Below are 11,660 nucleotides of genomic sequence, written 5' to 3' on the forward strand. Positions count from 1 at the left end.
TGTTTTAACTTAAATAATAGAATGGACTTTCTCATTTACACAAAATATTTTACACTCTCTCAAGAGACTTTATCAACTCTTTTTTTGCAACTTTTTTCTTTCCTATTAAATTCTTAATTTCATTAAACAATATATCTATTTTATAATTATTTATATAACTCCTAAACTCTCGGTAATTTTCCCAAACGCGTATTGAACTTTCAAAACAATTTATTAAAATCAGTTCATTATCTAAAAATTTCTCATTGTACCTTGTCATTATCGAATCAGGTCTAGATATATAGTATATATAGTAAGATTTTGGAATTATCTCAAAACTAGAAATATATGGTAATAAGTCTGAATTAAATTTCCCGTCCTCAGCATTTATCATTCTTGGAAAATAAACTCCTGTGGATTGTAGCCATTCCAATTTGTACATCTTATTCCAAACTGCATTAAAAGAATTTCCAAATAGTATTCGCTTAAACTCATTTCTAAAATCCGTCTGATTTTTCAATAGATAGTAATTGTCATTAGAGATTATATATCTCTTTTCATTGACTATATCTATTCCTTCATAACCAAACATTAAAATATCAGATTGTGTTTTTTCTAGAGTTTTTTTACAGTCATCCAAAAGATTTTTCTTTATCTCATCATCTGGATCCATAAAGTAGATATAATTTCCTTCAGCTAACCTCAAACCGTCGTTTCGAGCAGGTCCGCTACCTTCATTATCTTTATTAATCAAACTAAATCTATTATCATTAGCAATTAAATCGAGAATTTTATTTTCACTATTATCTGTTGAACCATCATTAATTAGAATAACTTCAAAATTTTGTTCGATTTGATTTTTTATAGAATTAATGCTTCTTTCAAGGTATCTTTCAACGTTGTATACAGGTAATATAATTGAGAAAAAAGGTGTACTCATGTCAATCTCCTTCTAATTGATAGATACTAGATAATTGCTTTTTTTCTCGATCATAAACATTTCTTGCATGATAAATTCCTAAAAAGAAGAAAGCAAAAACCATTATTTCATAATCTTGACTAAACGGTAGTGTCAAAAAGGCGATCAAGCAGACAAAAGATACTTTGGGGATAAAGCCTTCAATAGAGAAATCTTCTTTTTTATAAAGACCTTTAATTGCCGTTTGAACGAAAGGTATAAAATAGAGTAACGCACCCAGAAATCCAACTTCAAAATTCATTAGAAAATACGTAGACTCCGTTTTATTTGAATCCATAATAAAATTAGCCGCTTTTGGACCATTTTGGCCAAAACCTAGACCTAATGGATGATTGATTACTTTTTCAATTGAATCATAAACAGAATTTATATGTCCATTTAGTGATGGATCCTTTTTTGAGAATGTAAACTGCCATAAATGTTGCACTGTATTTACAATCAGGCTATCAAACAGCACATTGTCTAGAATAATTATCAACAAAACTACTACTACAATTGAGACGATTGCCCTTAATATTTTTTTTAGTTTTAATTTGTCCTCTATCACCGAGAAAAATACTATTGTTACCAGCGTAGAAATCCAAGCTGTTCTAGAAAAAGTCCCCACTAATGCAATAAACATAATTACCATTCCAAGTGAAAAAAAAGTATTCAATCTTTTTACTAAAGATTCTTTTGTAAATAGAAAGGTAACTATCATAATTGATAGGTACAATCCAAAAGTATTTGGTGCAACGAAAGTTCCGTTAACGCGTTGCTGGCCAAAAAGTCCGCCTAAATAGAATGAATCTGGTAAGTATTTAGCTCCATTCCCAACAAAGTTGATATTTATTAAAAAATCCTGTCCCAATATAAAAGCCTGAAATATTCCAAAAAAACTAATCACTGTAGTATTAATAAACAATGCTTTAAGCAAACTAATAAACTCTTCCTTTGTATATCTACAAAATTTACAGCTAAAGTAAACTAAAATAGGAATCAAATAAACACGACCTATAGTCAACGATACACTAATATTTTGTGAAATTATGATATAACAAACAGTTATAACTGAAAAGAGTAATAACGACACATCTGTAAAACTAATTTTTATTCTATAATCATTTTTTATACATATAGCAATAGAAGAGATAAAAATTAATATTATAAGAAAATCTCTCCATAAATTTAGAAAAGTAAAGTTTTTAAAAATTACGTCACATATATAATAATGATACGGCATCAATATCAGCAACAGATTTATTAAGCGGATAATTAATTTTCTCATTTTGCCTCTCTATCTTTTCAATTGATTTTTTCTGTGATTTTTTCTAATATCAGCACCTTGAATAACAGTAGCTCCATTAATTAATCTGAAAATGAGATTGATCAAAAATGATCTGGGTTGCTTAATACATGTTCTAATCAATGAACTCCCCTCACTTTTTACAAAAGAGATTTTCAAATCATTAGTTTTCTTCAATTGATGTACTTTTCTGTTTGGATAACCTTCAATAAATGACAATGTATCTTCTAACTCTTTTAAAGAAATGATCCATTTATCAATATCAAATGATAGGTTCCTACCGGAGTCATTATGAAAGTAAGAAATCACATCGTTGTAAATAAATTTCTTATTATTGTCAAACATTAAAAGCCAGAGCATATAATCATCAGTACCATTGTTGATTATAATATTCTCTTTCCAACTTAATGGAATAGAATTACTCTTGATTAAGCATTGACCTGGAGAAATAATTAAATCTTTTATATTTAAATAGTAAAATTCCTTAACAAGCTTTTTCTTATAGAAATTATTGGTAAATATTGGTTTTTTATCTCCATTTGAAAATTCAAAATAACCATTACTTATTACAACATCGGTATCATCACTTCTTATTTTCATATAGTTTTCTAATACTTTTTTACCAGACACCTGATCATCCTGATCTAAAAATAATACATACTCGCCTCTAGATCGCTTTAATCCTTTAACTCTTGAATAGTGAATTCCTCTGTTCCTATTATTAGATAAAACTTCTACACAAAAAGGTGCATTGAAATGACTCTCTCTTAAATCAAAATCAGGAGAATCATTAACTACAATAAATTCCACCTCAAAACTTTTTTTATTTAGACTATGATAAATATCTTCAAAACTATTTTTTATGTCCTCTATATATTCAAATCCACGATAAAATGGGACTATTACTGAAATATCCAAGTTACCTTCTCCTAATCATTTTCGCAGGTGACCCAGCGATAATAGAATTATCAATAAACTTATCTTTTACAAGACTATTTGCTGCCACGATACATCCATCTCCAATTTCGCATCCATCTAAAAAGACAACTCCCGAACCAATCCAAACATCATTGCCAATCTTTATGCCTTTTCTCGAAATTCCTTGAAGTCGTATTAGTTTATTTGTATCGCTAAAATTATGATTCTCAGAATGAAATCGTACATTTTGCCCAGCAATTACATCATTGCCGATAGATATACCGCCCGCTGCTCCGAAAAAGGAGTTTTCTGCAAAACTGGTATCATTGCCTATAATTAGACCCTTTCCCAAATCAGCTAGTGTTCCAGAACAAATGATTTTACTATACTCACCAATTTTCACTCTATCACCTAATACCACTCCTTCAGTAGATAATGCATCAATTATGACTTGATCTTCAATACGAACGTTGTCACCAACCATAATTCGTGATTTATCCAATAATTTCACTTTTTTTCCAACAAAAAAATTTTTCCCTGTTTTTTTAATTCTTATCTTACTTATCTTCCCTCGAAAGACTCCAAAATAAAACTTAACACCTTTACGTAATAAATATGATAATGGTATGTTCGAAGAAAGAGTAAATTCCTTTTTTCCTGAGGCTCTTCTTATTATTTTTTCAATATCCAAAATTAACACCTTGCTTCTATATATAATTTAAAAATTTCATTTTCATGATCTTTCATTGTTTTGATGTCTGTCTCTTTATATAAATGAAAATCACTCTGATTCTTCAACTTTTGTTGAAGCTCTTCAAGGTTATTGAATATGCATTCATCACAGATAAATTCACTTGCTCCCACATTACTACTGACTAGAACACTCTTACCAAATGATATCGCTTCTAAAACAATCAATCCAAATGTCTCTTTCCACTTACTAGGTACAATTAAAATATCAATATTCTTATAAACATTTTCTAATTCACCACTCTCGTACTTCCCATGCTGAAAAACATTTGATAACTTGCTAGTTGGAATATATCCATAAGTATGAAACTCCAAATTTTCTACTGACGACATTTGATCTGCTAAACAAATGAAATCGTAAAATCCCTTATAATCCCTATCTGGTCCAATATATGCTACGTTTATCTTTGATTCTGCTTTTTTTTGAAAATGACTTTTTCTTTTAACTATTCTTGAACTAGTAATAGAAATAACAGCATAATTCAATTGCTTATCTATTTGACTGATAAAAATATTTTTTGCTATGCTACTATTAAAATGAAATTTATCTACTAATAAAAATATATCTTGATAGTATTTTCTTAGCTCTCTATATTCATCAATTTTGTTGGGGTCATCTACGATTTTTTCCTCGCTTACGCTTATATGATTAATTCTACTCTTTCTATTTACAACCTTTTTAGCGGCTCTTAAAAAGGGGTATATTTTAAGTTGGAAAACCCTAAGTTTTTTAGTACTCATCGCTTTTGAAGACGCTTGAATCCAGTCTGCAACTTTGTTTGTTTGATCGTAAGACTCCCCTTTAGAATAGAAATTCGGCTCAGGGGCTAATCCGAAATAGTCATGAGAAGTAAAGATTATTGGTATCTTCATTTTTTTTGCTACTTCAAAAAACTCTCGGTGTATTCCCATAAGTGTATGTATATGTATAACATCAGGTAAATTTTTTTTTAAGAAATCCACATAAATATCTTTTGAAATAGAAACCATAAAATCTTTTGGTGTTTTTATACCTCCGAATATCGGTAAGGGTAAGCTATTTATAATTTGAAAAGAATTAATTCCCCTACTTTCATCTTTCTTTATGTAGGTTTTCCTATTTAGTACATTCAGCGTCCCAGGATACAAAGCACAAACAATATGTCCTCTCCGATTTTGTTCTTCCATTAAATCGGTTGCATAATTTACTAATCCACCACTTCTTTCAGGAGTAAAACCTAATGTATAATGCAGAATTTTCATTATTACCCTCTATTCAAAAATTCATTTTCATACTCATTCACCACAAAATCCCAAGTAAATGATTTTGAAATTACTTTTTTTGTTTTATTCAACCAAGATCCATCTTTGCTTTTATTTGTTTCTAATGTATTAATTAGTAGAGATAAATTATCTTCAGTTCGATTCCAATACAAGGCCTCCTCTTTTCCGACTTCTCTGTTAAACCCAACATCTAAAAGTAAATTTAGTCTAGTTGAAGACAATGCTTCCAGTAATGACGGATTGGTTCCACCGACTTCATGGCCATGAATATAAGCAAATGCATTTTCACGAATATATTTCAATAATTCTTGATCATAAACTGTACCAACAAATTTTATTCGCTTATCATCATTAAAACGAGTTTCTCGTTGCAATTGATCATAGAATCTATTTTTTTCGACATTTGTAATAAGAATAAAATCTTTTTTACTATTAGACTTCATAAATTCACGAATCATTGTCTCAAAGTTATTTTCTGGAACAAATCTTCCAACAACTAAATAGTAACTACTTTGTAGAATGTCCTTCTCTCGAAACCATTTGACGACTTCTGGATTATCCTTATTCAATTTCGATTTTTCCAAGTCGGTACCATAAGCAATATATTTAGTCCGCGGATTGTATTGTCGATATTCTTCGCTAATATACCTTTCAATAGTTTTACTATCACAAATTAATAGATTTGCATGCTTTACCATTAACTGTTCAGAATATTTCCAATATCGCCGAACGGGGTAGCTCCACTTTGCTCTCATCCATTCATGCCCATCTGGATTAACTAATAAATGGCCACCTAATTCAACGATTTGTCTCTTCAGATTTCCAACAAAAGGGCCTATTCGACAAGCTAAAACATAGAAAATCGGTTGATAATCTTCATTATTTTTTGCTAATTGAATTGCATATTTTAAAGCTGTAATATCATAGTAAATCGCTCTAGCTGGTCCAATATTTGGTACATCAATGTTAAAGCACTTTGCGCCATTATGCTCAAAGTGCTTGTCAGTAATTCCTGATTTGGCCGAGTTTTCAGTCATGCACGCTACATGATATTGAATATTCCTATCCACTTGATATTCTGTCAGCTTTTCAACGAATGTCTCGAATCCTCCATATTTTGCAGGTATTCCTTTTGATCCAATAATATAAACATGCTTCATCTTATTTACCACGAATAAACTCCTTAATATGCCCCATCTGGCTTCATCATTACTTTTATCGTCTTCATAATTAGTGAGATATCATATTTAATTCCACGTTTTTGAATATAGTCAATATCAAATTCGACCATCTCGTCAAAGTGAACATCGTTCCGTCCACTAACTTGCCACAGACCAGAACAGCCTGGTTTCACCAGCAGTCGCTGCATATCATACTGCGTATACTCAGCAACTTCTCGTTGCAATGGTGGTCGCGGACCTATCAGACTCATATCACCTTTAATGACATTCAACAGTTGAGGAAGTTCATCTAAACTAGTTCGACGGATGAATTTACCAAATTCGGTCACTCTAGGGTCTTCCTGAATCTTGAACATAGCACCCTTGATTTCATTTTTATCAAGTAGGCTATCTAATTGTTTTTCTGCATCCGAACACATCGAACGAAACTTATACATAGTAAATAATTTTCCGTTTCGGCCAACACGTTTTTGCGCAAAAATTACTGAACCATTGGGATCTTCTTTACGTATTTTATAGGCAACCCACAGCATGATTGGAGAGATAAACACGAGCCCAAGGCAGCCTAAAACGAGGTCAATGATTCGTTTGATCAAATCATACCCTTTTTGATTTTCTATTTTCCCTTTATCTAACCAAATCACCTTGGAATCCCCTTGATTGGAAAATGTTCTATTGTTCAAACTATTCACGTCCCCAAAGGTTTTCTCGCTTTTCATAATTAATCCCCCCAACAAACTATTGATTAAAAAATTTGAAGCGTCATTCATTTTATTGCTTGATACATCGGCCTAACTACTGAATCCCCATTCACTAAGTCTTTTGCCATCTGCTGCATCGCTGCGACCATTTCTCTTCCGCCAATTTTCTGAATTTCTTCATAAGCTTCTTTCATTAGAAAGGTGCGATGACGGAGATTATGAGCATCGGAAGCAACCATGTATAGCATCTGATGTTCCAACATTAGCCTTGCTGTCTTTTGAATCTCGCTGCCAAATATCCCCACGATACTCGGTGCCGTTAATTGTGTCAGTGTTCCCATCTCCAGAAATGAGACCAAGCGATTGGGTTCTTCGCGAAAGACCGCATTTCTTTCTGGATGTACGATAACAGGTACATGACCTTGGCTAAGCAGATGATAGAAAACCTGCTCCGCATAGATGGGTATTTCATTTGTGGGAAACTCAATCAACAAATAAGTATTATCAAGATCTGTAAATAGAATTTCCTCACGTTTAATCGCTGTTAAGAGATACTCGGTGAGCCGTACTTCTTGCCCTTCGAGTAAGGTTAAATCTAGTCCACGCTGATCGAGTTCCTTTTGCAAAGCCGCAACATCTCGAATAATTTTGTCTGCTGGATTGTTGTATTTCCCATTATTATGATGCGGTGTGCACATCAGATGAGTGATACCTTGGCTGATCGCTTTTCGCGCCATCTCTAAGCTATCTTCTAATGTTTGAGCGCCATCGTCGACACCAGGTAAGATATGACTATGCAGATCAATCATTTAGTACTCACTTACTTCCCTTCCGTGCCATAATAATAGTAGGAGTCTTCCCCTTGCTTTTTACCGTTATAAACGACACCGATAATTTTAGCTTTGACCATATCCAATAGCTTTTTCGCTTCTAAAATCGCTTGCTTATTGGTTTTCCGTTCACGAACAACCAAGATAGTTCCGTCAACATATGATGACATGATTTGCGCATCGGTCACTGTTACTACCGGCGGCATATCAAAGATTACTAAGTCGAAGGATTCACTCAAGGTATCAACCAGTTCCTGCATCCGTTTTGAACTTAAAAGTTCAGATGGATTCGGTGGCGTTGGTCCACTTGGCATCAAGTACAGATTCTCGATATCCGTTTCGATCAAACGGCTGCCGATCTGTGTATTCCCCTGTGTTAGATACACATTTTCTACATCGTTTTCAGATAAGAAACTACCTGTAGCAGAGTTCCCTTCGGTTAGGTAATTGCTCAACCCATTCACATTTGGAACCTTGAAGCTCAAGGCGATATTCGGTTTTCTCAAATCCGCATCCACTAAAACAACTCGGCTGCCTGCATTGGCAAAAACGACCGCGAGATTTGATGCGGTAGTTGTCTTTCCTTCAGATGGACCTGAGGAAGTGACAACTAATGATTTGATCTTCTTGTCTGCTGAAGAGAATTCAATATTTGTCCGAATCTTTCGGTATTGCTCTGCCGCGGTTGAAAAAGGATTGATTGCTGTGATCAAATCAACCGGTGTAATTGCTTGTTTCTTTTTCGCCATCTATCATTTTCCCCTTACACGCGTTTTCGATTACGAGTTGGCACTGTCCGTGTTCCTCGTGTCTCTTTAGATTTCTCTGGTGGAGCAGGTGCCGCACCGCGGTTTTCATATAATTCTTTTTTAGTGATCTCAGAGACTTGTCCAAGAATCGGTAATTCCAGCGCTTCAATAATGAATCGCTCGTCTTTGACTGTTTTGTCCAACAATTCGGTTAAGAAAGCTAGACCTACACCGATCATCAAACCTAAGACTGCACCGATCAACAGGTTCAACTTATTATTCGGGAAGACTGCTTTGGAAGGAACGACCCCTTTTGAAGTAATCGTAACTTTATTGACCGCTAGTACGTCTTCAGCCTTTTCTTGGAATGTCGTAGCCGTAACGTTAGCGATCGTTGCTGCTTTTCGTGGTTCTGGCGAAGTTGCGACGATCTGGAACATTTGAGAATTCTGTGCCTGTTCCACTTCGATCATGTCCTTCAATTCAGCATTGCTGTAGGTGTATTGATACTCATTTTGCAATTGCTTTTGAACCGCATCGATGACGACGTCACCTTTAATCATGTCCTTGTATGTATTGATTAATAGTACATTTCCGTTAATATCATTTTGCAGATTGGTATTAGCCCCTTCTGCTTGTGTATTTTGCACGATCAGCTGTGCGGCTGAATCGTATTTAGGCGTAATTAAGAAAAAGGTGACCACTGCAGCCAGTCCGATCCCGGCGATTGTTGTCATCAGGATCAATAATGCTTTCTTTTTTAAAACTTGAAATAACTCTTCTAAGCTGATTGTTTCTTCCATCTTTTTTCCCTTCACTAACGAACGTTATGTATTTTTTTAGAGCGCATCCTCTCACTAATGAGCACCAAAAGAAGTGCTAGGACGGTTAACCCTAGTCCCGCAAAAACAAAACTCAAATCAAACGCCGTGATATACCCTGTTACAAATTGGTACAATCCTTCTGACATAATGCCCAAACGATCGATTACTCCACTGAAATAGATGAGTGCTGGTAAAACAGCTAACATCAATCCGCCGCCTAAAAAAGTCACACTGCTCCAGCGAATCTTTTGATGCTTCATTTTAGCCATTAGCATCAATCCAACGAAGACCAATAAAAAGGCCGCACCAGCTATAATCAGAATCAATGTCAAAGCAGATTTAAAAGCCATGACTTTCTTCCCATAGCTCAATAAATACGGGATCTCGATATAGCTTGAATAATTCTTCGTAGCAGAAGCTGCTAGGTTATTCAGATTGTTTTGAGTCGTTTCGTCAATCGCAATATTTTTCTGCTGCGCATATTGAGTGACGTTCTTCATGATATTGTCTTTCAGCTGATCTTCCCCTTGAATTTCAAAGGGAACTTCTTGATAAATACTTCGAATATAATTATCGACGTTCGCAGAAACTGTTTTTTCCGAGACCACATCCGCTAAGACTTCTGGCGGAATATTACTTCCCCGACCTAAATCTTGAATGCTTTGTGTCATATCTTTCCGGATTGTTTCTACATATTCTGTCTGATGAATTTGCTTGATCATAAAGTTCTGATTAAACAAAGTCATGCGAATACAGATTAATGCTAACGTTGCAAATAGGAGTAAAGACCCAATGAATGCTAAGATCCACCGTGGAACATTTCGTGTCGCTTGTTTCATATTTTTGTCTTTCCCCCTACTCATTTCCATTAATAATCGGTCCCGAAACAAGTTCTCCGATGGCAAACAGGCGATCGTCTGTTAACCCCAAGCTATCTAATGGATAGCACGTATAGAGAACGATTCGTCGGTCGTTTCGTTGATAGATCATTTCATCGATTTCTTTATCTTTTTTATTTCTTACGTCAAGCTGTGTAATACGGTACGAATAATTGCCGTAAGTCGTCTGAACTTCGATCGTGTCACCAACTTGGGCGGCACCTAGTTTTCCGAAATCATCGATGTTATGTCCGCCAATCAGCGACGTACCAAGTTCGCCTGGATAGACCGAGCCCATAAACTGACCCGCGCCTTGACGTAAAATTTCTTCGGTATCTCCAAAATATAAAGGAACATCCAATTGCAGTTTTTCTATCTTCACTTTTCCGAAAAGTTCCCCTCCCACCGGGTAGTTGACCTTGCTCGATGGCAGTTCGTTCTTTTCATTCGTCGCGATCTTTTTATTATCTACAGCCTCAAAAGTCTGTTCCGTCGCCTCAAAGTCGGGAGTATCTGTCAGTAAAAATAACTGAATAGAAGAAGTAACAAATTGAATGACAGGTCTTCCTATCACATACATCAAAGAATAGCCAAAAATCAGAAAGATGATCGGAGCGATCAAAATCGCTCCAACCCTCTTCAGCCTAGAAGCCTTACGCAAGTTTCTTACGTCCTACTACAAATGCACCTGCTGCAACAAGTAATAAGCTTGCGAAAGAAATTGCACTAGACAAATGTGTAATGCCTGTCTGTTTTACTGCACCACCTGATGTGTAAACCGTACTGCTTGCTGGTTTAGTTGAACCACTAGTTGAACCAGCAGAACCTGAACCTGGCTGAGTAATAGAATAGCCTCCAGGGTAGAAGGTGATTGTCAGCCCTAGGACATTAGCCGCTTTCGTGATAATATCCTTCAGTTGGTTTTTGGTGTTCAATGGCAATGCTTTAATCAATGCTTCAATAGAATTGATGTTTGAAACATCAAGCCCAGAAGCTTCAACTAAAGAACGAGCGCTTTGAATTTGGGCAACAACATCGTTCACTTTATCAGCAGAAACATCATTTTGTTTCAAGAAATTTTCTGCTTGTGCACGTTCTGCTGCACCAATGTTAAACGTCTTTCCGCCAACAGTTACGCCTTTATCCAACTCCGACAAAATTCTTTGTTCATCAGCAGATACAGCACCGTCTGCATGAGCACTAGGCCCAACAAACAAAACCACCGCGATGAGTGCAATTAACCCACTTACAATTTTCTTCATTTACATACCTCCCTTACTAATTATTTTATGTTACTCATGTCACAATTCCAGCAAAAAAAAA

At 35.0% G+C, this 11,660-nt stretch carries 13 protein-coding genes; all 13 read right to left on the minus strand.

Features of this window, described 5'->3' with window-relative positions; genetic code table 11:
• Positions 1–49: 49 nt before the first annotated feature.
• Genes PGP85_RS15650 through PGP85_RS15710 form a run of 13 tightly spaced genes read right to left on the minus strand, consistent with a single transcriptional unit; the run spans position 50 to position 11,599 of the window.
• A complete protein-coding gene (locus PGP85_RS15650; protein ID WP_270328378.1) occupies positions 50–919 on the minus strand; it encodes a glycosyltransferase family 2 protein in 870 nt (289 codons plus the stop codon).
• Between the two features lies 1 nt (position 920).
• Positions 921–2,225, minus strand: coding sequence for an O-antigen ligase family protein (locus tag PGP85_RS15655; RefSeq protein WP_270328379.1), 1,305 nt, complete (start codon positions 2,223–2,225; stop codon positions 921–923).
• A gap of 9 nt (positions 2,226–2,234) precedes the next feature.
• Positions 2,235–3,161, minus strand: coding sequence for a glycosyltransferase family 2 protein (locus tag PGP85_RS15660; protein ID WP_270328380.1), 927 nt, complete (start codon positions 3,159–3,161; stop codon positions 2,235–2,237).
• A gap of 1 nt (position 3,162) precedes the next feature.
• Entirely contained in the window at positions 3,163–3,861 is a 699-nt protein-coding gene (locus PGP85_RS15665; protein ID WP_270328381.1) for an acyltransferase, read from the minus strand.
• The gene (locus PGP85_RS15670) at positions 3,855–5,153 is read right to left on the minus strand and encodes a glycosyltransferase (protein WP_270328382.1); all 1,299 of its coding nucleotides are present in this window, start codon (positions 5,151–5,153) and stop codon (positions 3,855–3,857) included. The genes PGP85_RS15665 and PGP85_RS15670 overlap by 7 nt, the downstream gene beginning before the upstream one ends.
• Positions 5,154–5,155: 2 nt before the next feature.
• Positions 5,156–6,334 (minus strand): beta 1-4 rhamnosyltransferase Cps2T, encoded by a 1,179-nt coding sequence (gene cps2T / locus PGP85_RS15675; RefSeq protein ID WP_270328474.1) that lies wholly within the window; start codon positions 6,332–6,334, stop codon positions 5,156–5,158.
• Between the two features lie 23 nt (positions 6,335–6,357).
• Positions 6,358–7,074 (minus strand): sugar transferase, encoded by a 717-nt coding sequence (locus PGP85_RS15680; RefSeq protein WP_270328383.1) that lies wholly within the window; start codon positions 7,072–7,074, stop codon positions 6,358–6,360.
• Positions 7,075–7,121: 47 nt separating this feature from the next.
• Positions 7,122–7,865 carry a tyrosine-protein phosphatase gene (locus tag PGP85_RS15685; RefSeq protein WP_090403212.1) on the minus strand — a complete coding sequence of 248 codons (744 nt, stop codon included), beginning with the start codon at positions 7,863–7,865 and terminating at the stop codon, positions 7,122–7,124.
• Positions 7,866–7,876: 11 nt separating this feature from the next.
• The gene (locus tag PGP85_RS15690) at positions 7,877–8,635 is read right to left on the minus strand and encodes a CpsD/CapB family tyrosine-protein kinase (RefSeq protein ID WP_270328384.1); all 759 of its coding nucleotides are present in this window, start codon (positions 8,633–8,635) and stop codon (positions 7,877–7,879) included.
• Positions 8,636–8,649: 14 nt separating this feature from the next.
• The gene (locus tag PGP85_RS15695) at positions 8,650–9,438 is read right to left on the minus strand and encodes a YveK family protein (RefSeq protein ID WP_090403215.1); all 789 of its coding nucleotides are present in this window, start codon (positions 9,436–9,438) and stop codon (positions 8,650–8,652) included.
• Between the two features lie 14 nt (positions 9,439–9,452).
• A complete protein-coding gene (locus tag PGP85_RS15700; RefSeq protein WP_270328385.1) occupies positions 9,453–10,298 on the minus strand; it encodes a hypothetical protein in 846 nt (281 codons plus the stop codon).
• A 16-nt stretch (positions 10,299–10,314) separates the two neighbouring features.
• A complete protein-coding gene (locus PGP85_RS15705; RefSeq protein ID WP_258956383.1) occupies positions 10,315–10,962 on the minus strand; it encodes a class D sortase in 648 nt (215 codons plus the stop codon).
• Positions 10,963–10,990: 28 nt separating this feature from the next.
• Positions 10,991–11,599: a hypothetical protein gene (locus PGP85_RS15710; RefSeq protein ID WP_010740941.1), complete on the minus strand. Its 609-nt coding sequence runs from the start codon at positions 11,597–11,599 to the stop codon at positions 10,991–10,993.
• Between the last annotated feature and the right edge of the window lie 61 nt (positions 11,600–11,660).

This window comes from Enterococcus malodoratus, from assembly GCF_027659535.1.
Lineage (GTDB): Bacteria > Bacillota > Bacilli > Lactobacillales > Enterococcaceae > Enterococcus_A > Enterococcus_A malodoratus.